This window comes from Limnohabitans sp. (genome assembly GCF_040401495.1).
Taxonomy (GTDB): domain Bacteria; phylum Pseudomonadota; class Gammaproteobacteria; order Burkholderiales; family Burkholderiaceae_C; genus Limnohabitans.
In genome coordinates, this window is record NZ_JBBAOI010000012.1 from 11,953 (window position 1) to 34,052 (window position 22,100).

The 22,100-nt window shown below is 50.9% G+C and carries 20 protein-coding genes and 1 pseudogene; 5 read left to right on the top strand and 16 right to left on the bottom strand.

The window, feature by feature from the left end:
- Nucleotides 1–50: 50 nt before the first annotated feature.
- Genes AC9UEO_RS08800 through AC9UEO_RS08825 form a run of 6 tightly spaced genes read right to left on the bottom strand, consistent with a single transcriptional unit; the run spans nucleotide 51 to nucleotide 4,805 of the window.
- Nucleotides 51–1,577 carry an SPOR domain-containing protein gene (locus AC9UEO_RS08800; protein WP_509532249.1) on the bottom strand — a complete coding sequence of 509 codons (1,527 nt, stop codon included), beginning with the start codon at nucleotides 1,575–1,577 and terminating at the stop codon, nucleotides 51–53.
- Between the two features lie 24 nt (nucleotides 1,578–1,601).
- Nucleotides 1,602–2,744 (bottom strand): flagellar biosynthesis protein FlhB, encoded by a 1,143-nt coding sequence (flhB, locus tag AC9UEO_RS08805; RefSeq protein WP_509532251.1) that lies wholly within the window; start codon nucleotides 2,742–2,744, stop codon nucleotides 1,602–1,604.
- A 4-nt stretch (nucleotides 2,745–2,748) separates the two neighbouring features.
- On the bottom strand, nucleotides 2,749–3,519 hold the full coding sequence (gene fliR, locus AC9UEO_RS08810) for a flagellar biosynthetic protein FliR (RefSeq protein ID WP_509532253.1): 771 nt from the start codon (nucleotides 3,517–3,519) through the stop codon (nucleotides 2,749–2,751).
- A 6-nt stretch (nucleotides 3,520–3,525) separates the two neighbouring features.
- Nucleotides 3,526–3,795 carry a flagellar biosynthesis protein FliQ gene (gene fliQ / locus AC9UEO_RS08815; protein ID WP_509532255.1) on the bottom strand — a complete coding sequence of 90 codons (270 nt, stop codon included), beginning with the start codon at nucleotides 3,793–3,795 and terminating at the stop codon, nucleotides 3,526–3,528.
- A 7-nt stretch (nucleotides 3,796–3,802) separates the two neighbouring features.
- A complete protein-coding gene (fliP, locus tag AC9UEO_RS08820; protein ID WP_509532257.1) occupies nucleotides 3,803–4,555 on the bottom strand; it encodes a flagellar type III secretion system pore protein FliP in 753 nt (250 codons plus the stop codon).
- On the bottom strand, nucleotides 4,545–4,805 hold the full coding sequence (locus AC9UEO_RS08825; protein ID WP_509532259.1) for a flagellar biosynthetic protein FliO: 261 nt from the start codon (nucleotides 4,803–4,805) through the stop codon (nucleotides 4,545–4,547). Before AC9UEO_RS08825 ends, fliP begins: the two co-directional genes overlap by 11 nt.
- Nucleotides 4,806–4,875: 70 nt before the next feature.
- Between AC9UEO_RS08825 and AC9UEO_RS08830 the strand changes: the two genes are divergently transcribed.
- Complete coding sequence (locus AC9UEO_RS08830) at nucleotides 4,876–5,283, top strand: surface-adhesin E family protein (protein WP_509532261.1); 408 nt, start codon at nucleotides 4,876–4,878, stop codon at nucleotides 5,281–5,283.
- On the top strand, nucleotides 5,273–6,091 hold the full coding sequence (locus tag AC9UEO_RS08835) for a hypothetical protein (RefSeq protein ID WP_509532262.1): 819 nt from the start codon (nucleotides 5,273–5,275) through the stop codon (nucleotides 6,089–6,091). Before AC9UEO_RS08830 ends, AC9UEO_RS08835 begins: the two co-directional genes overlap by 11 nt.
- On the opposite strand, the gene AC9UEO_RS08840 is transcribed toward AC9UEO_RS08835, so the two are convergent.
- The 10 genes from AC9UEO_RS08840 to AC9UEO_RS08885 form a co-directional block, all read right to left on the bottom strand.
- On the bottom strand, nucleotides 6,075–6,515 hold the full coding sequence (locus AC9UEO_RS08840; protein ID WP_509532264.1) for a flagellar FliJ family protein: 441 nt from the start codon (nucleotides 6,513–6,515) through the stop codon (nucleotides 6,075–6,077). The genes AC9UEO_RS08835 and AC9UEO_RS08840 overlap by 17 nt on opposite strands.
- A 12-nt stretch (nucleotides 6,516–6,527) precedes the next feature.
- Nucleotides 6,528–7,853: a FliI/YscN family ATPase gene (locus tag AC9UEO_RS08845; protein ID WP_509532266.1), complete on the bottom strand. Its 1,326-nt coding sequence runs from the start codon at nucleotides 7,851–7,853 to the stop codon at nucleotides 6,528–6,530.
- A gap of 9 nt (nucleotides 7,854–7,862) precedes the next feature.
- Complete coding sequence (locus AC9UEO_RS08850) at nucleotides 7,863–8,474, bottom strand: hypothetical protein (RefSeq protein WP_509532268.1); 612 nt, start codon at nucleotides 8,472–8,474, stop codon at nucleotides 7,863–7,865.
- Nucleotides 8,467–9,684: a FliH/SctL family protein gene (locus tag AC9UEO_RS08855; protein WP_509532269.1), complete on the bottom strand. Its 1,218-nt coding sequence runs from the start codon at nucleotides 9,682–9,684 to the stop codon at nucleotides 8,467–8,469. The genes AC9UEO_RS08850 and AC9UEO_RS08855 overlap by 8 nt, the downstream gene beginning before the upstream one ends.
- Nucleotides 9,677–10,714, bottom strand: coding sequence for a flagellar motor switch protein FliG (gene fliG / locus AC9UEO_RS08860; RefSeq protein WP_509532271.1), 1,038 nt, complete (start codon nucleotides 10,712–10,714; stop codon nucleotides 9,677–9,679). Before fliG ends, AC9UEO_RS08855 begins: the two co-directional genes overlap by 8 nt.
- A gap of 39 nt (nucleotides 10,715–10,753) precedes the next feature.
- Nucleotides 10,754–12,859: a flagellar basal-body MS-ring/collar protein FliF gene (gene fliF, locus AC9UEO_RS08865; RefSeq protein ID WP_509532272.1), complete on the bottom strand. Its 2,106-nt coding sequence runs from the start codon at nucleotides 12,857–12,859 to the stop codon at nucleotides 10,754–10,756.
- 17 nt (nucleotides 12,860–12,876) lie between these two features.
- A complete protein-coding gene (fliE, locus tag AC9UEO_RS08870) occupies nucleotides 12,877–13,239 on the bottom strand; it encodes a flagellar hook-basal body complex protein FliE (protein ID WP_509532274.1) in 363 nt (120 codons plus the stop codon).
- Nucleotides 13,240–13,255: 16 nt separating this feature from the next.
- On the bottom strand, nucleotides 13,256–14,776 hold the full coding sequence (locus AC9UEO_RS08875; RefSeq protein WP_509532276.1) for a sigma-54 interaction domain-containing protein: 1,521 nt from the start codon (nucleotides 14,774–14,776) through the stop codon (nucleotides 13,256–13,258).
- Nucleotides 14,777–15,269: 493 nt separating this feature from the next.
- Nucleotides 15,270–18,698 (bottom strand): flagellin N-terminal helical domain-containing protein, encoded by a 3,429-nt coding sequence (locus AC9UEO_RS08880; RefSeq protein ID WP_509532277.1) that lies wholly within the window; start codon nucleotides 18,696–18,698, stop codon nucleotides 15,270–15,272.
- Nucleotides 18,699–18,804: 106 nt separating this feature from the next.
- Nucleotides 18,805–19,275 carry a tetratricopeptide repeat protein gene (locus tag AC9UEO_RS08885; RefSeq protein WP_509532279.1) on the bottom strand — a complete coding sequence of 157 codons (471 nt, stop codon included), beginning with the start codon at nucleotides 19,273–19,275 and terminating at the stop codon, nucleotides 18,805–18,807.
- 501 nt (nucleotides 19,276–19,776) lie between these two features.
- Here AC9UEO_RS08885 and AC9UEO_RS08890 point away from each other — a divergent pair.
- From AC9UEO_RS08890 to AC9UEO_RS08900, 3 genes and pseudogenes are all read left to right on the top strand, one after another.
- Nucleotides 19,777–20,244, top strand: coding sequence for a hypothetical protein (locus AC9UEO_RS08890; RefSeq protein ID WP_509532281.1), 468 nt, complete (start codon nucleotides 19,777–19,779; stop codon nucleotides 20,242–20,244).
- A 232-nt stretch (nucleotides 20,245–20,476) separates the two neighbouring features.
- A pseudogene (locus AC9UEO_RS08895) lies at nucleotides 20,477–20,560 on the top strand (hypothetical protein); the annotation flags it as partial.
- Nucleotides 20,561–20,704: 144 nt separating this feature from the next.
- Nucleotides 20,705–22,093 (top strand): O-linked N-acetylglucosamine transferase, SPINDLY family protein, encoded by a 1,389-nt coding sequence (locus tag AC9UEO_RS08900; RefSeq protein ID WP_509532324.1) that lies wholly within the window; start codon nucleotides 20,705–20,707, stop codon nucleotides 22,091–22,093.
- Nucleotides 22,094–22,100 lie beyond the last annotated feature (7 nt).

Consider the following 22,100-nt stretch of genomic DNA (forward strand, 5'->3'; position numbering starts at 1 on the left):
CGCAGTTGAAGTCGGCCGCAAAACGGACAACTTGAAAAATCTTGAGGGCTTCAGTCCTGAAACTGCGCTTTCAAGGATTTTGAGGTTCTGAGCCATGCCTTGGCCATGGCTGGGTTTTGCCGCATTTGTGTTTCCGCCAAGGCCTTGTCAGCGTAAGGACCGGTCAAAACAATGTAAAACGATTTCCCGCCTTTACGTTGACTGAACAGGACTTGCGCCGATTTGAACAAGCTGGAGTTGGCTTGAAAAGCTCTTGCCTCGGCCAAACTGTCAAAAGCACCATGCTGCAACACCCAAGTATCGGCTTCAAGTTTGCTCACCCAAACAGAATCGTCAGCACCAGCGGATTTATCTGCCGCTATTTCTTGGGGTTTTTCGGCAGGCTTTTCCGCAGGTTTTTCGGGTTTTTTCTTGGCCTCCACCACGCTGGGGGTGGGGGTAGGGTTGGGAGCTGGTGCTGGCTCAGTCGCAGCAGGCGGGGGGGCTGGGGGCGGTGAATTGGGGGTTGCTGGCGTTGGTGGGCTGGGGTTGGTCGACGCGCTGGGGCTGACAAGCTCTTCTTTTTCGCTCAGCACAATATCGGGTGATTTAGGGGCTGGGGTATTACTGGAAGACATGGAAACCGTGGCTGCAGGTGCAGGTACATGGTCAGATTTAACCTCTGCCACGGGTTTTTTGCCGCCCAAGTAATCTTGCAAGGAGTCAGCCTCTTGGCGAATCAGATCTTGGTACAAAAAGCCAAAGGTCGCCAAACTCCCCAACAAGGCCACGAGCAAGATGGCAACGATTTTGGTGCTGCGTTTTGATGCAGCCGCACTGTCAGCCCATTCTTTGGCCAACTCTTCGCCACTCAAAGTCGGACCTGAAACCACCTCTTCACCCATCACAGGCTCTATGGGGTCCGCCAACTCAGGCGTCACCTCACTAGCGGCTAAAGGCGCAGACTTGTTGGAGGCAATCGCTTGTGCGGGCTCATCCAATGGGGGCAAGGGTGCAGGCGGCAAGTTGTATGTCTTATCTAAGCCTTTGACAATTGGTGCAGCGGTCTTTTGCGAAGCAGAAAAATCGTCGCGGGTTTCTATACGCTGGGACTTTGGGGGAGTGGGATCTTCCGACTCCAATACCCATTGCAATAAATTTTTACCAAAGGTGGCTAGCTTTTTCTCGTAAGACGTTTGGTTGTTGACCAACAAAATTAGATTGATATTGCTGGCTGGGAACCCATTGACCAAGCGGGCCAGAAGTTGCAATTCGAACTCTTGAATGGATTGGGTGTCGGGAAAAATCATGAAGCGCTTGGGTGCTGCTTTGTTGCCCTTGTCTACCGCTTGGTCAACTGTCAGTTCTGACAGTATTTCGTTGAAGCGGTCGACGAGTTTTTCCGAGTCTGCCGATGTCCATAATTCCACATGCGACTCGCCCTGCTCCCTCAGATGTTGAAAGATTCGCCTGCCGTAATAAGTCAATGCGACCTCATCGTCGCCGAGGATGGCTAAATTGAGTCGTCCCTCGCGCAGCGACTTGAGCAAAATCTCAAACCGCAGTTTGTCAGCAGGGCTTTGGTAAAAATCACTCATGGTCGATTCGTCTTCCTGGACTCATCATTGAAAGAGAAAACCGTTTTCGTCATAGCGCATATTGTCGGGGATGCGCAAAGTCGGCTTGAGCAGACCCTCGCCCGGCGCATATGACTGGTTGAGACTGAACACATAGGCAATCACTTGCGCCACCGCGTGGTAGAGCGCCTCGTGAATCGGTTCATCCAACTTGGTGGTGAAGTAAAGTGCTCTGGCCAACTCGGGAGCCTCAAATATATAGACGCCCTCTTCTTTGGCAAGCTCTTTGATGCGGTGAGCCAATTCATCGGTGCCCTTGGCAATCAAGGTCGGGGCGCCATCTGAATTAGGGTCATAACTCAAAGCCACCGCAAAATGCTGGGGGTTGGTGATGACCACGTCAGCGTCTTTGACCTTGTCCAACATACGCCCATTTGCCATCTCGCGCTGACGTCGGCGAATCGTGGCTTTGACCTCGGGACGGCCTTCAGAGTTTTTCATCTCGTCTTTGATCTCTTGGCGGGTCATCTTGAGCTTTTTGCTCACCTGGTAATGCTGCAACGGAACGTCTAGCAAGGCAATCAACACCAAGCCCATGCTCATCCAAAAGCACGCATCCAAAATCATGGAGCCTGCATGTTGAACCGCTGTGCCCAAATCCAAACGATTAAGCGTGACCAAGTCATCGATATTGTTGGACACCGAGTTCCACAAAATCAAACTGATCAGCCCAAATTTCAATATCGATTTGACCAACTCAATCAACGCTCGGGTGCCAAACATGCGACTGAGTCCAGCCATGGGATTGAGCTTGCTAAATTTAGGAACCAGCATGCCCAAGGAAAACACCAAGCCACCACTGAGTACTGTGGAGACAACCCCCACAAATGCCAGCAAAACCATGATCGGCAAAATCAAGATATAGCCGTCAATCACCGATTGGAAAAAGATAGCGGGCAAAAGTTCGGCCTTGTCCATCACCTTGCGATCAAACTGCAACTGGGATATAAACAAAGCCGCTAAGCGGTTAAACATATAACCGCCAGCCATACTGAAAAACAAAGTGGCGGTCACCAAAAGAGCCGCCGTTGACAACTCCACTGAGCGGGCAATTTGCCCCTCTTGGCGCGCTTTACTAAGTCGCTGCGCTGTCGGTTCTTCTGTACGTTCAGCGGAATCGTCTGCCATGACCCTAGCTGCCCGTCAAAATGCTGCGCAACTGGCTAAAGGTTTGCACCCACAGCCAAGCAATGCGTTGAATCACACTGGGAATGGACAACCACAGCACCACAAACCCAGCGATGAGCAAAGCCGGCAAGCCGACTGAGAAAATATTCAAGCTTGGCGCGGCCCGGGTGATGAAACCCACACCGATATTGACAAACAACAAGGTAATGACGACCGGCAAGGAAATCAACAGCGCGGAGACAAACATCAGCGCTCCCCAAGCGGTGATTTTGCCAAACAGGTCTTGCGTCAGCATGGATTTACCGATGGGGAACAAGGTGAAGGACTCCAACAGCAAACCAAACACAATCAAATGTCCACCAATGGACAAAAACACCAGGGTGCCGAGGATGGTGAAAAATTGTGAAATAACGGGGACATTACCAAAAGAGGGGTCCACCATATTGGCCATAGACAGTCCCATAGAGCCAGACACTGCTTGACCCGCCGCCACAATCGCTGCACTCGAGATCTGCATGATCAAGGCCATCACCAAACCGACAAACAACTGGTTGACGATTTCTTTAAGCCCCTCAGCGGTGACGGGGTCAATGCGCGGGATATCCAAGTGCAATGACAAAAACACGGTGAGCACGATAGAGATAGACAAGCGTATGCGCAAGCTCACTGCGCGTATTGAAAAAATGGACGAGAAAGCCAAAAATGCAGAGATGCGCAGCATCGGCCAAATCAGGGCATAAAACCTGTCCAGCAAATTGAGCATCTCAATATTCATAAGCGCTTAGCCAAACAAACCTGGGATGCGACCGTACAAAATTTTGGTGTAGTCGACCAAACTGTTGATCATCCAACCGCCAAAAATAGCGGCGGTCAAACCCAGCGACAAGAGCTTGGGTATGAAGCTCAAAGTCTGCTCGTTGATCGAAGTGGCAGCTTGAAAAATACCCACGATCAAACCCACCCCCAAACCCACCACCAACATGGGCGCCGAAACCAGCATCGTCATCCACAAAGCTTGCCGCCCCAAATCCACCACCATGGCTGTATCCATTGCTACCTCACTTGTAAATAAAACTTGACGCAAGTGAACCCATGACCAGCGTCCACCCATCGACCAGCACAAACAACATCAACTTGAAAGGCATAGAGATGATCATGGGCGAGAGCATCATCATGCCCATGGACATCAACACGCTGGCCACAATCAAATCGATGACCACAAAGGGGATGTAAATCATGAAGCCAATCATGAAAGCGCTTTTAAGCTCCGAGGTCATAAAAGCGGGTACCAAGGTGGTGAAAGGCACATCAGCGGCGCTGTCGACTTCTTTTTTCTGACCAATCTGCATGAACATCGCAATATCGTCTTCACGGGTTTGCAGCATCATGAAGTTGCGTACCGGCACCTCGGCCACCGCCAAGGCTTTGTCAAATTGCAAGGTGCCATTCATATAAGGCGCCACTGCTTTGGTGTACACCTCGTCAAACACAGGGGACATGATGAACAGCGTCAAGAACAAAGCCAAACCCACCAGCACGGTGTTGGGCGGTGTTGATGCCGTGCCCAATGCTTGGCGCAAGATGGACAAAACGATGATGATGCGAACAAACGAGGTCATCATCAGCAACAAGGATGGCAAGACGGTGAGCACCGTCATCAAGCCCAAGAGCTGCAGTGTCATGCTGTACTGTTGACCAGCTTTGCCGCTGTTGACAGTGACCAAGGGCAAGCCTTGAGCAAAAGCCATATCGGGCAAGACCAAGACCAGCAGCATCAGTGCAAAGCACCACCATCCATGTTTAGTGCGCATCGGTTACACCTTGCTCAACGGGGAGGGAAGAATCTGCCGCCCAAGCGTGCAGTTTTTGAATGTCGTTGGGATTGACGGCCAACAACAATCTTTGAGAGTCCACCTGAACCAGCAACAGCTTGTGCCGCATGCCCAGAGAATAGGCCTCTAAAATTTGGATTCTGCGTTTGCCAGAAGGGAGTAGAAAGCCCTTGTTGCGACGCGACAGCCACCACAGGGCCGCCGCCAACAGCAACAAGACGAATGTCATACTGAGAGAATACTGAACCCAGTCTTGGTTTGGCATGGTGCCCCATTATCCATCGCAGAAACGTCAATTCATGAAAAATCTTGATCATTCCTACAAATTCTTGGTTTGCTTGTGTTTAAGCGCCCTCTCATGGTGTGCCTTCGCTTCGGACTGGGTCTCTTTGGGCTTGGCAGACCACGCCACCTACGGCATAGACCGCGCTTCCATCGAAAAAAACGGCAACCTTCGCCGCGTGTGGACTATGTTGGATTACCGCGAGCCCCAAAAAACTGCCCAAGGCAAGACTTACCTGTCCAGTCGAGCGCTGATGGAAATGGAGTGCGCAAAACACCAAGTTCGTACCAGATCGATGTCCTTGTACAGCGGCCACAACCTGGGCGGCGAGGCGATCACCAGCGAAGGTATTTTTGACCAATGGCAAGTTGTGCCACCCAATTCCCCTGTATTCACCATGTTCAAGGTGGTATGTGAGCGTTAGCCGCATACCCAGATTAGGATGGGCGACATGGATTCGCGACATCACCAACGCAGGTGGCACGGGTGGCCTGAACTGGCATCTACATGCCCTGCGCTCGCTCAACCGTTGGCTGCCTACGCGTGAAAAAATTGCCCAGTTTTTAGCAAGCATTGAACCCGAGGAAAGCCATTTACTGTTGATAGGTCCAAGCGCTGGGTGGATGCTCCCAACACCGTGGCTCACCCGCTTTAAGCTCATCGATGTGTACGACATCGATCCATTGGTGCCACTGTTGTTCAGTCTGCGCCATGGTAAAGAATTGCGAGAACACGGAACGCAACTGCGCTTTCATCGCCAAGACGCAATTGCCGGTTTGCCAAAGCTGTTGCGCGACCACTCCCAAGCTTGTGTCTGGTTTGATAATGTGCTCGGGCAGGTCCGTGTGCGCCTGGGTGACGAAGAAATTGCCGAGCGGCAATTGCGTCACATCAAACTGTTGCTCAAAGGGCGTAGTTGGGGAAGTTTGCACGATGTGTACTCTGGCCCCACCGACCCTGGCATGGCCATGCCAGATGTCAAAACCAATGTTTTTCGCCGTCTAGACGAAGCCGATGCAGACACCGCGCAAGTGCAAGTGAACGGCAAACAGCAACTGATGAGCCAAGCAGCGCAAGTCTTACTGACCCAATTGAATGCACAAGGGGTTTGGCTTGACCATGCCACTGCTGGGGTGTTTGCGCCCCACACTTGCACCACCTTGATTCCCTGGGCTTTCAAGCCGCACTATTGGCACTGGTTAGAGGCGGGCTGGGTCAACTCTTCAAATTAAACAGTGTCAAACCCAAAGCATCCATCTCTTTTTGGTCACGTTTGCGCTGCCAAGTCTTGACAGCCTGCTCGTCTTTTTCCTGCATGGTTTCCATTTTCATGCGTTGATGGGTAGCCTGCATCATGGCCAGCTTAACGCCTTCGAGTTCTACCGAAGCTTTGATGATGTCTTTTTCTACACGGTTTACCAAGTCTTGCAGATGCAAAATAAATTGACGCTGGTTTGTGGTGTCGACCATGCTGTGCAGCAAGGCTTGGGATTCAAGCGCACGCTTTTTGTAGTCATCCAGCAAGGTATCCATGCGATGACGGCTTTCATGTAAAGCACGCAATTTTTTTTGAGCATCGGCATAGGAACGCTGTAACAGTTCCTCGGCGTCCTTGGCTTTTTTGGTCAGCACAGCCCAACAACTACGCACCTGCATTGTGTTTTTCCATCATGATTGGTTGAGTAAGTCACGCAGTTGGGAACGCGTGACTTCATAGTCTTGACTGATATGCATATCTTGCCTCAAAAAATTGACTATACGATCGTTTAGGCGAATCGCTTCATCCAACTCAGGATTAGAACCATTTTCATACGCCCCCACCTGAATCAGGTCAACGTTTTGCTGGTACAAAGACCAAAGACGGCGCAATTTATTGGATAACTTCAAATCTTCACTGCTGAGCAAGGTTTGCATCAAACGAGAAATAGAACCTGTCAAATCAATGGCGGGGTAATGCGCCGAGTCGGCGAGTTTGCGCGACAACATCACTTGCCCATCCAAGGAGGCACGGGCAATATCCACAATCGGATCGGCCGCGTCGTCACCCTCGGCCAGTACGGTGTAGATGGCGGTGATAGAGCCGTGGCCATGTCTGCCGACACCGCCGCGTTCAATCAAATTAGGTAATAAACCAAACACTGAAGGCGGGTAGCCTTTGGCTGTGGGTGGTTCACCAATAGCCAACCCGATTTCGCGCTGGGCATGGGCCACACGCGTCAAACTGTCGCACAGCATCAGCACATCTTTGCCTTGGTCGCGGAAATACTCGGCAATCACATGGGTTAAGTGGGTGGCTTTCAAGCGCAAAACCGGTGAGACGTTGGCAGGTGCGGCAATGACCACTGACTTGGCCAAGCCCTCTTCACCCAAAGACTCTTGTATGAACGCTTGAACCTCGCGGCCACGCTCGCCAATCAAACCAATGACGACAATATCGGCTTTGGTGAAACGGGTGAGCATGCCCAGCAACACACTTTTGCCCACGCCAGAACCAGCAATCAAACCCAAGCGCTGACCACGGCCTAGCGTCAAAATACCGTTGATGGCTTTGACGCCTACATCCAAAATTTTGTTGATAGGACCACGCTCCATCGGGTTGATGGGCCGACCCAAGAGGCTGAGCAAGTCTTTGCATACAGGTGCAGGTTTACCGTCCAAGGGCTGACACCGCCCATCAATGACGCGTCCCAAAAGTTCAGGGCCTAAGCTAACCAAAGATGAGTTGCTCACCACACGAACCATGTCGCCAGGGCCCACACCGGCAGGCTCAGTGAAAGGCATCAAAAACAACACCTTGTCGTTAAAGCCCACAACCTCGGCTTCCACTCGGTGACCATGGCGACCTACCACTTCGCAGCAAGCACCCAAAGGCGCCATCACACCGCGGGCTTCCAAAGTCATGCCTACCAAGCGCACCAAGGTGCCGCTGCGTTGCGGTTGGGGCGTGCGCAAGCCTGAGAGGCTTTGTTCAACTTCTTGAGCGAAATCCATCATGGCTGCCCATTAAATTTGAATCATAGAGCGAATGGTATTGGCTACGCGGTTTTGCTCTTGCTCGGCCACAAAACGCACCACCATGAGTTTGTCTTCGTAACTGTTACCTGCTAAAAGTTCCGCAGGAATGGAGGGCTTTTTCTTTTCCTTCTTCATGTTTTCGCGCATCTTTTTCAGCTCGTCGTCGCCATCATCATCTTCAACACCCGCTTCAAAGTCCGCCAAAGCTTTTGCTTGAAGGGCTAAACGATCAGCTTCTTCTTGAGCCACAAGCGCACGACGTGCCAACTCTTCTTCATGACCTTTGTAGCGCAAAGCCATGGCCTGTTGTTGAAGGAAGATTTCTTCTTGCTCCGCCTGTGTCAGTACCACCAAAGGAGCGAGTGCTTCATCATGCACCTCCTCGGCCAAGAGGGCGGGAGACTTGTCTGTGGGTTTTGACAAATAAAAACTTGCGAACTGCTGCCTATAAGCGCTGTTGACCGCAAGCTGCGCCATTTCTTCTAGCTCCATGTAGTTAGGCTCACGCCTGACCATAGACATCAACATGGGTCGCACGACCCAGACCAGAAAAGCCAAGCACATGAGGGTACGCAAAGCAACATTGGTGAAGTCAAGCATGGGGGTCACCGTCTAAAAAATCGATATCAGCTTCGGGTTCTTGGTACGCAACACGTTCGGGCACATCTTGGGCCTGCCCTTCGCGCTGCGCCAAGGGTTGACGGAAAAATACCGATTGCTCTCGCCATTCTTCTGGCTGAGTCAACAAACTGTTGGCCAGCGATTGCATACGGTTTTGCACCAGATCTTCAATTTGGGTGTCGTTTACCAGCACCCTGACACTGCCAGGTTGCAGTGTGGACACAGCTTGGATTTGCATTTGACTCATGACGTCGCCGGCCATCTCTTGTAAGCGTGATTTGTCTTGAGGATGGAGTTCGATCAGCACTTGGGACTGCCCGTGTAAATCGATTTCATCCAGACAGCGTTGAACCAAGCGCTCAATGGCTTGACCAGACAGGTTTAACTCAGCCAACACCATGTGTTCACTGATATGCAAGGCCAAACGCTTGAGAGGTTCAAACAAGGCTTGAGGGTTGTCACTCAAGGCTTGTAATTTATCGGTGACCTCTTTGAGCAGTAACTTTTGATCATCAAGACCTGCCAAAAGTTCGCTCTTTTGGCTAGCCAGTGCTTGTGCTTGTTCGACGACAGCCTGTGACTGTGCAGTTTCAAAACCAGCCAATTGCCCCTCTTGCACGCCTGCTAACTTGCCACTCTCATGGCCTTGGGCGTGACCTGCTTGATAGCCTTCTTCGCGCCCCGCTGAAAAACCTTCTTGGTAAGCCACTTCACGGGCAGCAGCCCAGTCCGCCGAATCAAACAGTTGGTCAACTTCGCCGTCATCAGTGAACATATCCCACACATCGGGGTTGGCACAGGCCCAAAAGCTTTCTTCGCCAAACAACACCGAGGTATTGATGGGCTGTGCGGGTGGCGTGGCTTGCAGGGGTGTAGCCGAGGTTTTTTCAGCAGTTGATGCGGCAGCTGAATCGGCTTGTGCCTTGGCAGCCAACTCGCTTTTCTTTTCTGAGCGAGGTGTGGGTAAAGGCAGGCCAAAGGTCTCCAACACAAAACCATCGCTGTTGTCATATACCTTGGCAGACTCAGGAGTCGCAAGTTGCTTGAACAACACCGACGCATAGTCAAGCTTGGGCACTTGCGCCCAATCGACTTCACCGAACTGCGCCGCCAGTTTGTCTGAGGAGTGCAGCCATGTGTCGTGAAGCCAATGCCTAGCGGCTGGTTGATGCGTGTCAGGTTTAAACAAAGTCTGCTCCACCCAAGATCAATTCGCCGGAATCGGACAACTTTCGAGCCAAACGCATGATTTTCTTTTGGGCGTCTTCCACATCGGCCACACGCACAGGCCCACGTGCGTCCATGTCGTCCTTGAACATACCGCGAGCACGCTCGGACATGTTGTCCATGAAACGCGCCAGCACCTCTTCAGGTGCACCTTTGAGTGCGACCATGAGTTGGTCAGGCTCGACATTGCGCATCAGCACTTGAATGCCTTTGTTGTCTACGGTCACCAAGTTGTCGAAAGTGAACATCTGGTCTTGAATCTTCATCATCAAATCGACATCGAGTTCTTCCAGACCATCCATGACCGAACGCTCCAAATCAGTTTTGGTTTTGTTCATGATGTCTGCAGCCGCTTTGATGCCGCCAAAGCTGGAAGACTTTGAGGAAGAGCTTTTGGCAAACTGTTGCTTCATAATTTGCTCAAGTTCTGCCATCGCAGAGGGTTGAACAGTGTCCATGCTGGCTACACGTTGAATGGCTTCTGGGCGCACTTCAGGTGGCAAATACACCAATACGTCAGCTGCCACATTGGTTTCTAGCAAAGACAAAATAATTGCAATCACCTGGGGGTGTTCGGTGCGAATCATCTCGGCAATGGAGCGTGGGTCCATCCAGCTGAGGATGTCCAAGCCTTTTGTGCCCTGTCCAGGCATGATGCGGTTGAGCACCGAATTCGCCTTATCGTCACCCAAAGCCAAGCGCATGACTTTGTCTACATAGTCGGAGCCGCCCAGTCCTACGCTGTTTTGTTTTTTCAGCATATCGACGAACTGGTCGAGCACCACATTCACAGCGTTCTGGGACAAGCTCGAAGCTTGCACCATGGCTGCACCCAAGGCTTGAACTTCCTTGGGGCTGAGGTATTTCACAATCTCTGCGGCCTGTTCTTCGCCGAGCAAAAGCATCAACACCGCAGCGCGTTGGGTGGACGTCATTGCTGCCATCTCAGAGCGCAGCTCGGGGGTCCATTGAATCGTATCGTTATCAGCCATGTTTTTTCCTTGGTTCCTTAATTTTCATCAAGGTTCGCATCATGATTCGATCATGCCGCGCATGACACCAGCCACACGGCCAGAGTTGTCTGCCACGATCATGCGAATCAATGCGACTTTATCGTCATACGAGTTGGCATTGTTAAGCAAATCGGCGGGTATTGCTTGCTTCTTGGGTTTGAGGTTGCCCATGCGAGCCTTGAGGTCTTCCAGAGTTTCTCCCTCGGCGAGTTCAACATCGGTAGGACCTTCTGGCTCTTCGCTGGCAGCAGCAAGGCGTTCGGCTTCGCGGGCAGCCTCTTCTTCGGCCATTTGCACGGATTCTGCAGCAGAGGCTTCCTCGGCCATTTGCAACTGCATGAGTTCTTCTTCTTTGGCTTTGCGAACTTTCTCCTCAGCCTCTTCACGGGCCAAGCGCTCTTGGGTGGCACGAACCGCGGCATCGGCCTCGGCGGCAGCGATGCGCTCAGTGCGCATTTTTTCTGCGCTGGCTGCTTCAGCAGACGCTGCAGCCAAGGCAGCAGCAGCCAAACTTGCGGGATCAATTTCAGGCTTATTAAGCTTCTTGATCATTGGGCGAACCACGAACAGCAAGAAGCTAATGAACAACAAAGCAACCACACCACTGTTGGCCAAAGAAGCCAAAGATTCGTCTTTATACCAAGGCACAGCGTCAGGGTCGACAGGGGGCTCAAAGCGAGTTGCCACCACAGTGACCACGTCGCCACGTTTGTCATTAAAGCCAACAGCGCCACGCACCAACTGGTTCAAGCGGTCGAGCTCTTCTTGTGTATAGGGGATGGTGGTGGGTGCAGCAGAGCCATCAGCGGGCTTTTCAACCTTGGTGCCAGCAGGAATGGGGCGCTCATTGATCAGAACACCCACACCCAGTTTTTGTACATTGCCCATGGCACTCTTGGTGTGGCGAACCGCACGGTCGAGTTCATAGTTTTTGGTTGAACGTGCGACCACTTGCACACCTTTTTCACTGACACCTTTGTTCGGGTCAGCCACAGAGGTCTCTGAGGAAGCAGGGTTTTGCGGAGGGTTGGGAGGCGTGTTCGAGAGCGAACCTGGCACACCAATCGCATCTTTGAAAGAGTTGCGGTCTTCCACAAACAATTCAGATCGGGTCTTGGGACCTTTGTCGCGTTGATCGAAATCTTCGGTGGTGATTTCTTCTTGGGTGAAATCCAGTTGCAAGCTCACCTGTGCGCTGACATTCGTCTCACCCACGATGGGTGCGAGCAATTGAATCAAACGGGTGCGGTAGAGATCTTCCATCTGTTGCTTTTGTTGCAACTGAGCGCCGGTCAGACCCAAGGGGGCTTCACCCAACATCTCGTTCATCAAGGTGCCATAGTTGTCCACAACAGACACGTTTTCGGGTGCCAAATAGGGAACGCTAGACGCCACTAATGAAATGATCGCCTGCACATTGGCAGAAGAGACTTGTTTGCCAGGTGCGCGGGTGATGATGACGGACGCTTTGGTGGGCACACGGTCACGCACAAACACGCTTTGCTTAGGAGCGGCCAAATGCACACGGGCGTTGCGAATACCTGCAATTTGAGAGATGGTTTTGGCCAACTCTTGTTCCATGGCGTTGTTGTAGCGAACCTGCTCCATGAACTGACTCGTGGTCATGGCGGGCATGTCTTTCAATGTATCCATGCCTTGGGCCTCTGTGCGGGGCAAACCTTTAGAAGCCAGCAACATGCGAGCTTCTTGGTATTTGTCGCCAGGCACCATGATTTGGCCTGTGTTGTTGTCGACTTGGGGACTGAAGTTACCCGCCTTCAAGGTTTCAATGGCCAACTGTTTATCAGTCTCGGGCAGCATCATGGTCAAGGCGCGGTAGCTGGGCGTCTTCATCGACATCGAAGCCAATCCGAAAGCCGCTACTACCATCAAGATCACGATGATGGGCAAGGCTTTTTTCACGGTGGGTTGTCGCACCAAATCGCGCACCATGCCCATGGGGTCGCTGAGCGCCGTGTTGGCCACAGAGCGAGCCAAATCGTTGCTGCGAAGCGGGTTGCCACTGGTCACCATAGAGGTTCCTGTCGAGGAACCATCGGAGGTGGTCAATGCGTTGTTGCTGGTGCCCAGCGGGGTATTGAGTGTTGCGCTTGCGGTGGCCATGGTGTTCTCTTAAAGGTTTAAACCGGCATGTTCATGATTTCTTCGTAGGCCTTGAGCACTTTGTTACGCACCTGTAAGGTCGCTTCAAAGGCCAGGGAGGATTTCTGCATTCCCAAGACCACATCGGTCAAGGGAATGTCTTCGCCACGTTGATAGGCTTCTTGCATGGTGCTGGACTTAACCTGCACTTCATTGACTTTGGAGAGCAGGTTTTTCACCGAGTCGGTGAAATTAGGAAGCTCTGTTTTAGGTGCCTGAATGTCTTGGGTAACTGGTGGCTTGATGTTGAGCTGTTCAGCGCCATTGGCAGCCTTGTTTTGGTAGGCGCGAATGGTTTCCATCATGCTGTTAACACTGCCTGCGGAAATTCGATCAATCATGGTGTTTGCTCCTCAATCAATCTGCGAAAGACAGTTCCATGCCACGCTCGCGCAACTGCGCCAACTTGTAGCGCAGAGTGCGTGGGCTGATACCCAATTTCTTAGCCGCTTCGATACGGCTTTCAGTGGCTTGCAAAGCAGCCAAAATCACTTGGTGCTCGCTGCTTTTCACTGCTGAAAACAAGTCGCTTGGCAGCAAACTGTCGCTGCTAGCAGGTGCCATGAAGCTGTCAGGAGAAGGACAGGTAACCACAGCCTCCAAAGGAAAATTGTCACTGGGAGTGGCGACTGGTGTTGCAAACGCCACTGCTTGGGCAGACTGCGCCTCAACGGGCGCTGTCCACAAAGGACGGTCATTTGCAGGGGCTACCAAAGCGGCCACTGGAAATGTATCCATCTCCATGGTTTGGGCTTCGTCAAACATGAGATGAGCGGGTGTGATGACACGACCGGTACACAAGACCACGGCACGTTGCACCACGTTTTCAAGCTCGCGTACATTGCCTGGCCATGGGTATTGCAGCAACATTTGCTGAGCTTCAACATTCACCGACAAAGGCACTGCACCTTTGGCATGGCGGGTCAAGGACTGAGACACCAAAGGCAAGATATCGCCTGGGCGCTCTTTCAAGGGTTGAATGCGCAGACGGAAGGTGCTGATACGAAAATACAGGTCTTCACGGAATTCGCGGTTGTGAATTGCTTGGCGCAAATCTTTATTGGTTGCAGCAATGATTCGTACATCCAAATCGATGGAGGCTTCACTGCCTAAGCGGTTCAGTTTTTTCTCTTGCAACACGCGCAACAGTTTGGCTTGCAACTGAATCGGCATTTCACCGATCTCATCAAGAAAGACCGTGCCGCCTTGCGCTTGCTCAAATAGGCCTTTGTGTTCTTTATGGGCGCCGGTGAACGCGCCCTTCTCGTGGCCAAACAGCATGTCTTCAATCAAATGCTCAGGCAAGGCTGCACAGTTCATGGCAACAAACGGGCCTTTGGCTCGCAGTGAAGATTCGTGCAGTACACGGGCCAAGACTTCTTTACCTGCCCCGGTAGGACCGACCAACAAGGCGGCAACTTCGGTTTGTGCAACACGTTGGGCCAAGGCCAACAAATGCTGGCTGATGGGGTCAACAAACACATAGCTTTTGCTCTTGACTTCAGCAGAGAACAAACCGTCAACAGCCACACGCCAGCAAGCGGTGTCCCACTCGTCACTTGGCAGCACATGCAGTGCACCCAAGCGCATGGCGTCGACAGCCACTTCCATGCGGCGACGCTCTACGCGGCACACCACAGGGACGGCACAACCGAGTTGGGCAATGAGGGTTAAGACTTCTTTGAGCAAGTCAGCGCTGTCCCCGAGTCGTATGACCAGCACATGCGCTTTGCGAAGGGCCAAGTTCAGCTCGCCCACGGTCGAGACCTGTTGAGGTTCGATGTGCGCTTGCGCAAGCTTCTCTCGATCGGCATCGGGCAGCGGACTGAACGGGTCCAGCCAAACAGCTTTGATTAATTTGCCTGTAGATAGATTCACTTTGAATAGCCTGAAGTCAATGGTCATTGCTTCAAGCAATACGTGTGCCACGTTTAAAGTAAAACTATTAATAATTCATTTAATATTTTTTATTAATACTTAGATATAAATTTTCATCTGCTAGACGAAAATCCGACAGTCAAGACACAGATAGTCAGGCTTCCCAGACGCTGGTTGTAACCATTCGTTTCATAGGCGAAATAAGCTTCTTGGAGGGCATAGGTCCAGTCATCACAGACGAAGGTTGCTTGAGCTCCTTGGGCGTAAACCCCCTGCACTCATTGCCATCGGCAAGTTTGACCTCATAGGAGGGCAACATCCTGCTTTTAAACCCCATCATTTGACATGCATAGGGTTTGGAGGGATCCCAGCTGATTTTGAAATAGACACATTTCCAACAATCAGGTCGATTCCGATCTTCGGGTTCTTGGACAGGCATGATTTCAATCATCCATCAAAAACATAGATTCATGCATCTTTTCTGTTGCTGCTGTTAGCCTTGCAACAACTTTAGCACTGACTGCTGGCTGGTATTGGCTTGAGCCAACACTGCGGTTGCAGCCTGCTGCATGATTTGTGTCTTAGCCAACTCAGTGGAAGCAGATGCGTAGTCTGAGTCTTCGATTTGACTGCGCGAAGCAGACAAGTTCATAGACACATTGGTCAAGTTGTTGATGACATGGTCAAGTCGGTTCATCACCGCACCCATGGTGGCACGGGTTTGGTTGACTTTATCCATAGCCGTATCCAACTTAATCAATACCTCTTGTGCCGCTGCACTCGAACTAATGAAGGTGCGTGTCAAGGGCTTACCTTGAAGGTTAGGACCACCTGGCAGTGCATCTGGCACGTCAGAGCCTGCTTGCATAGGATCTAGGTCAGCATCCCAAGTGATTTCACCTGTGATGGGGCCGCCCTTGCCGAAGTCAGCCAAATCGATGGTGATTTTTTGTCCTTCGTTAGCACCTACTTGGAAAGCCAAACGGCCAGTACGTGGGGGCGACATTTTGCTAGTGGCCTCGTCGACCACACCACCAAATGTGCCTTGTGAGAAGCCCAGATTCAGGAAGTTGGCTTCATCTTTAAAACCATTGCTTCCTGGTTCAACTTTGATGGCCTTCTCAGATTGCAATGAAACAGATGCGTAAACCGTGGCTGCACTGGTGGTGTTGATATTGCCACCGGTGACTGCTGTCACACCATCAGGTGTGTGAGTCACGGTTCCTTCACCCAAGCCAAAGCTGCCTGCATTGACCGTGGTGCTGTCAAACCAAACAGACACATTGCGTCCATCGACTGCTTCCAGCGTCAAGCCACCGTTACCGTTGTCAATCGCATCGACACCAAGCAAACCAGCGTTGGCGTGGATAGCTTGCACCACAGCTGCACGGCGTTCTGCCTGCGTCTGCGTGGTCGACATGGTGATGGGAATGTTCTTGCCGTTGATGAACAAAGACACTGTGCTGTCAGCAGTCGCAGCCAATGTGGCAGCAGAAGGAAGGCCAGTATCCGTCACATCGCCGTGGATTTTCACAGGCACGGGAACCGCTGTCACACCGGTTGCAGCGGTACTGGCGTTGATTGCAGCTGCTGTGGCAATTGCACTGGCCTCGGCTTTGCTGGAAAGACTCTGCGTTACTGACAATGTGTCATCGGAAGGCAAGGCGGGGCGAATCGCTACACCGTTGATCATCAGATCGTTGATGCCTAGGCTCTTCACATCACTGGCAGCGGCTGCTTGGGGGCGAACCTTGGTAGTGACGGTACTCAGTATTTTGCTGTCGTAATTGACTGTTTCCAAGCCAGCGCGGTGAATGTCACCGTTGGTGGCTGTGGTGATATTGATAGGTATTTCAACCATGCTCTCTAAAGAGAATGTGCCGGTTTGTACACCTTGCTTCAAACCAGTCAAGCGTGCAAAGTCTGCGTCAGTACTGGCTGTGTTGAAGCTCACTTCAATGTTGCGACCATCATCAGCCACCAACATGATGCCCTTGCTGTCTGTCAGTGAGTCAATAGCACGGATGCCTGTTTGGGCAGAAATGAAGTTGATCGCGTTGACTGCGGCGATGCGTGAATCACGGGGGTTATCTAGCACCGTGTTGATCATGGGCGTGGTGAAACCGTTGATCATCAAAGTACCTTTGGCTTGTCCAGTGCCCGACATCGCAGAACCCGTCATCAGGGTTGGATTGACTGTGGCGTGAACACCGGTGGCAATGGTTTTTTCGTTGATAGCGGCAGCCTTGGCAATCGCGCTGGCAATTTGGTTACCTGTTTGGGGCGAAACCGTATCGTCGACTTCGCGAGAAGCGCCAATGGGAATACCGTTGATGATGACATCGCTTGCATACATCTGCTCCAAGCCTGGCAAGGTGCGACCAACGGTCAAGCCCACCACGTCGCCAGAAGCAAAGTCAGCAGAGTCAGCAGTTGAATTTTGCTGTGTCAAAGTGACATTGCCACCTGACAAGATATTGATACCAGCACGTTCCAAAAGCGTTTTATTGATGCTGACAACACCAGAAGCAATGGTAACGGCGCTATTGACATTCAGATCAAAAATTTGACCATCTTCCAGTGTGAAGGTTGCTGAAGCAATGCTGCTGCTGCCACCTGCTACCACCGACAATGAGCCTGATTTTGAAAATGCGCCTTCACCACCAAGGTAAATGCCACCACCAACCGAGCCTTGTTTGGCATCTGGGGTTGACACTGTGGGGGCCAATGCAATTTGTCCGCCCGAGACTGTGGTACCGCTTGAGACTTCAATGTCTGTTGCAGTGTCAAAGATGGTGGAACTGGTGAATGTCACATTGCTGCTGGCGATTTTGGGGCCAGAGCTGAAATCCACCAATGTGCCGCTGTAGGTGCCTTTGGTGCTAGCGCCTGTTGTGGCGCCATCTGCCAAATTGGCAAATGCCTCGGCCACTTCAGCGCCACTGTTGGCAACTGTTGCGGTGTAGGTTAAGCCAGCCACTGTGATGGTTTGACCCTTGCCCATGGCAGGGAATGTCAACACGGATTCTTCCGTCACACCCAGGCCTGAGGTACCGTTGGTGTTGGTCACACTCAATGCTGTACCTGTGGTGGTGTAAGTCAGATTTTCGACATTGGCGTAGCTGGTGTCGCTTGTGAAGGTCAATACATCGGATGTATTTGCGCCCGTACTGAAACCAGTTAAGGTGCCTTCCATGGTGCCGTTGGGAATTTGTGCTGCGGGTACGTCGGCTGCGGCTGTACCTGCTTCTAAGTTAGCAAAGGCTGCCGCAACTTCCTCAGCTGTGGTGACAGCTGTAGCGGTATAGATCAGGCCACCTACGGTGACTTTTTCGCCGATTGCCAGCTCTTGGAAAGTAACGTCAGCGGTTTCAGTGAGTTTGTTATCTAAAACAGTCACCGACGTGGTTGTTGGCAGGCCAGCAGTGACGGTAATGGCGTCTGTGGAACTTGGCTCAGACACAGTTTTATAAACTGGTTTGATGCCCACACGTTCACCAGTGGTGCCATTCAACACAGGGAAACCATTCCACTCTGTGTTTTCTGCAATTTGGACAATTTGCTTTTTCAGTTGTTGAAACTCTAGGTCCAAGTAGCTGCGTTGCTCGTTGTTGTTGGTGTCGTTGGAGGCTTGAATGGCCAACTCACGCATACGTTGCAGCATGTCAGTGATCTCGTTGGTCGCGCCCTCCGCGGTTTGAATCAATGTGATCGCATCCCCAGCGTTTCGCACTGCTTGGTTCAAGCTGCGTATCTGGTGGGTCATGCGGGTGGCAATGGCCATACCGGCGGCATCGTCCCTTGACGAGTTGATGCGCTTGCCTGTCGACAATTGCTGCATGGACACCTGCTGATTACGCTCGGTGGCTCTTAAAGCTGCTTGCGAGAAAAGCGCTTTGACGTTGGTATTGATCACTGCCATTTTGGTATCTCCTGACTAATTTGAGTCAATCTTTCAAGGTGGTTATGCAAGTCCCGTGCCATCTTTACAAATCAGATTTGCATGCACCTGAACGATTTTCAAAGTATCAATGTGCTGTCGTTTCATTGACAACAGCAGAATTGCTGAAGTCTTGCAATATCAAACTCTCTGCAGTCAATTCAATTTGGTCTGGGTATTTCTTCAAACCTTCATTGGCAACTGCAAGTGCTCGAACGGGTTCCAAGTTGCAACGCAAGGCTCTTACCAACATGACATAGGTAAAAGGCGGTGTGTTTTCACCTTGGATAGCGCGAAGGGATTCAATCAAATCAACTGCTTGAGCCCACTCCTGACGCATCAAAGACAACAAGCCTGTGATGGCAAGAATGTCTTCGCTATCAGGGTACAAACTCAAACCTGCGTCACCTAAAGCGATGGCCAATGCATCTTTGCCTTCAGAAACCAAGCTTTGAATGGCTTCACGAATTTCTGCTGGCTTGAATCGTGAAACTTCACGATCGCTCAACATACGGCCAACTTCTGCGTTGGTAATTACTTCTTTGGCTAGAACAGTCATTTGGAACTCCTGATTAAATGTTTCGTTGGTCTTGGCCCTGATTTTCAAGACCGCGGTTACCATCAAGCAAATTAGGTGCCAGCTTTTAAAACCATTGATCGGCTATTTTTTATATACCTACAATTGCTTATTAATATTTTTAAGTATTACTTTTAAATTTAAAAGAATGTTTTTATATTAATTATTTTTTACGGTGAGTCATGCATGCTGGAGCGGCAATGCTGGGTCAAAGCAGCGGCAAAGAGCTGTCGAGACTTTGACAAAATTTGCCGCTATGCACTCATAAAGTATTCAATTAGTGCCTTTCGCCATCTAGATTCGGTCCAATGCCACTGGTCAATTCTTGCCGCATTGGCGCTTTGTTCAGCCTTTGGCCGCACATATTCCTTTTCCTCTAATAGGAACTTATAGGACAGCTATTCACTAATGCAGTCAGGAACATTTTTTGCTTAAATAAGAAAATGCGGTAGCTTTTTGCCGCTTCACTTGGAAACTTGCCACATGTCTTTGTACACAGAATTGATGGATCAGGGCGTCAGCCACACGATTTTTCAAGAGGCGCTAATCAAGCGATTTGAGCCCGAAGAAATCTGCAACACCATCAAAACTCTTTTGGCTGAACCGCATCACCACGACTTGGCTCGCGCCTTGGGTGATGCCGGCTTAGCAATTTACCCTGCAAGTGAAGATATGCTGGTGATCAACGCCATGATGGCCATGTTGCGACAAGACTGGGACACTGTTTTCGAACACATGAAGCCTTTGCTGACGGTTCGGGGAGAACGCACCACCGCAGTTTCATATCGCATCTTGGTCCAAGCCTTGATCAAACGTTTGGACTATTCTTCTGCTTACAGTGTGCTCACTGAGGCAATGTCCAGATACCCTGAAGACGAAGCCATGAAATCTATGCACATTCAGTTATTAGAATGGACACAGCGCCTGGATCAACAGCCACGACCTCAGTGAGGAAGCTTTGAACGCACGCATACCTGTCAGCCCAACCGGAGATTCAGTGTCTTTAACTGAAACCCAGCCCCTGGAACATTGGACCAATTACTTTAAGTTGGCCCAGATGGGCATGCTTAGGCTAGACCAGTTATTCACAAAGGCCCAGTCCTTGGTCGACCAAAGTATGCAAGCCCAAGCCGTGCAGCTTTATTTGGCTTACATCACTCAGCCCAAATCGGAAAAGCGCCACATGGCGTTGTACAACTTAGGCTCTCTTCAACAAGCACAGGGTGATAAGGTGGGCGCAGAAGCCAGCTACCGTGCTTGTATTTCCATGGACCCCAGTTTGGGGCAGGCCATTATCAACCTAGGGTTGCTGCTTGAGAAAACGGCCCGAAAGCAAGAGGCGCTGGAGCAGTGGCACAAAGTGGCCAACCCCACTGAAGGTGGGCCCGCCTATGGCAACGATATCCGAACCATGGCCTTGAACCACATTGGCCGTGTTTACGAAAACCACAAACAATACGACGAAGCCGAACGCGCTTTAGAGCGTAGCTTGGCCATCAATACAAAGCAAACCGGCGTGCTGCAGCATTGGATCCACATCCGGCAAAAAGCCTGCGCTTGGCCGGTGTACAAGCCCCTGCCCGGCATCACCCACAACGATATGCTCATGGCCACCAGCCCGCTGGCCATGCTCGCCATGACCGACGATCCTGTGCAGCAACTGCTCACCGCCCATGCTTTTGTGGGCCGCACCTATGGGTTCAAAGAAGAATTTTTGTGCAAAGACCGTGCGTACACACACGAGCGCATCCGCATTGGCTATGTGTCGGGCGATTTGTGCACCCACGCTGTAGGCTTGTTATTGCCCGAAGTGTTTGAAGGCCACGACCGCACAAAGTTTGAAGTGTATGCCTATGACTTCAGCCCCGAAGACGGCACTGCCCTGCGCGCACGTCTCAAAGCCAGCTTTGACCAACTGCGCCGCATCGACACCCTCAGCGACCGCCAAGTGGCAGAGTTGGTGCTGCAAGACGAGATCGACGTCCTCATCGACCTGCACGGCCTGAGCTCTGGCGCCCGCCCTGGCATCTTTGCCTTGCACCCTGCCCCGAAGCAAGGCACTTACCTTGGCTTCATCGGCACCACCGGCATGCCGTGGTTTGATTTTGTAATTGCCGATAAATATGTGTTGCCTGAGGAATTGACGCCTTATTTCACTGAAAAGCCGTTGTATGTGGAGGGAAGTTTCATACCACTTACCAAAAATGAAACACCTGTCCGCGAAGCTAAGCGGTCAGAGTTTGATTTGCCTGAAGATGCTTTTGTCATGGCTGCATTTGGGAATGTTTACAAAATTACACCTGAAATGTTTGCGACATGGATGGAGATTTTGAAGGAAATTCCAAGGGCAGTACTCTGGCTAATAGATGACAACACGACCACAACCGTTAATTTAAAAGCACATGCAAATAAAGCCGGCGCCGATTTAGACCGGATTTTGTTTACACCACGTTCGGCTCATGAGGACTACTGCGCAAAATTGAAGCTTGCAGATGTTTTCTTAGATACATTTCCCTATAACTGCGGTTCCACAACCAATGATGTAATCAATGCAGGATTACCTTTGGTGACAATGAGTGGGCGAACAATGGTCTCGCGAATGGGTGGAAGTCTTTTAAGTTTAATTGGGATTTCAAATTTAATTGTCAATAGCTATGAAAATTATGTTTCAAATTTAATAATTATCTCTCGAAACGGCGGAACAAAAAAACAAATTGATATGAATACAGATAAATTCAAAAATCATTTAAATAAAAATATTTTAGCCAATGAATTTTTTATTAATTATTTAAAACTATAAAAGTTAT

Excerpts from the sequence above, each read along its gene's own strand:
- AC9UEO_RS08800 (WP_509532249.1), bottom strand. The coding sequence starts at position 1,577 with ATGAGTGATTTTTACCAAAGCCCTGCTGACAAACTGCGGTTTGAGATT.
- flhB (WP_509532251.1), bottom strand. The coding sequence starts at position 2,744 with ATGGCAGACGATTCCGCTGAACGTACAGAAGAACCGACAGCGCAGCGA.
- fliR (WP_509532253.1), bottom strand. The coding sequence starts at position 3,519 with ATGAATATTGAGATGCTCAATTTGCTGGACAGGTTTTATGCCCTGATT.
- fliQ (WP_509532255.1), bottom strand. The coding sequence starts at position 3,795 with ATGGATACAGCCATGGTGGTGGATTTGGGGCGGCAAGCTTTGTGGATG.
- fliP (WP_509532257.1), bottom strand. The coding sequence starts at position 4,555 with ATGCGCACTAAACATGGATGGTGGTGCTTTGCACTGATGCTGCTGGTC.
- AC9UEO_RS08825 (WP_509532259.1), bottom strand. The coding sequence starts at position 4,805 with ATGACATTCGTCTTGTTGCTGTTGGCGGCGGCCCTGTGGTGGCTGTCG.
- AC9UEO_RS08830 (WP_509532261.1), top strand. The coding sequence starts at position 4,876 with ATGAAAAATCTTGATCATTCCTACAAATTCTTGGTTTGCTTGTGTTTA.
- AC9UEO_RS08840 (WP_509532264.1), bottom strand. The coding sequence starts at position 6,515 with ATGCAGGTGCGTAGTTGTTGGGCTGTGCTGACCAAAAAAGCCAAGGAC.
- AC9UEO_RS08845 (WP_509532266.1), bottom strand. The coding sequence starts at position 7,853 with ATGATGGATTTCGCTCAAGAAGTTGAACAAAGCCTCTCAGGCTTGCGC.
- AC9UEO_RS08850 (WP_509532268.1), bottom strand. The coding sequence starts at position 8,474 with ATGCTTGACTTCACCAATGTTGCTTTGCGTACCCTCATGTGCTTGGCT.
- fliG (WP_509532271.1), bottom strand. The coding sequence starts at position 10,714 with ATGGCTGATAACGATACGATTCAATGGACCCCCGAGCTGCGCTCTGAG.
- fliF (WP_509532272.1), bottom strand. The coding sequence starts at position 12,859 with ATGGCCACCGCAAGCGCAACACTCAATACCCCGCTGGGCACCAGCAAC.
- fliE (WP_509532274.1), bottom strand. The coding sequence starts at position 13,239 with ATGATTGATCGAATTTCCGCAGGCAGTGTTAACAGCATGATGGAAACC.
- AC9UEO_RS08880 (WP_509532277.1), bottom strand. The coding sequence starts at position 18,698 with ATGGCAGTGATCAATACCAACGTCAAAGCGCTTTTCTCGCAAGCAGCT.
- AC9UEO_RS08885 (WP_509532279.1), bottom strand. The coding sequence starts at position 19,275 with ATGACTGTTCTAGCCAAAGAAGTAATTACCAACGCAGAAGTTGGCCGT.
- AC9UEO_RS08890 (WP_509532281.1), top strand. The coding sequence starts at position 19,777 with ATGTCTTTGTACACAGAATTGATGGATCAGGGCGTCAGCCACACGATT.
- AC9UEO_RS08900 (WP_509532324.1), top strand. The coding sequence starts at position 20,705 with ATGGCCTTGAACCACATTGGCCGTGTTTACGAAAACCACAAACAATAC.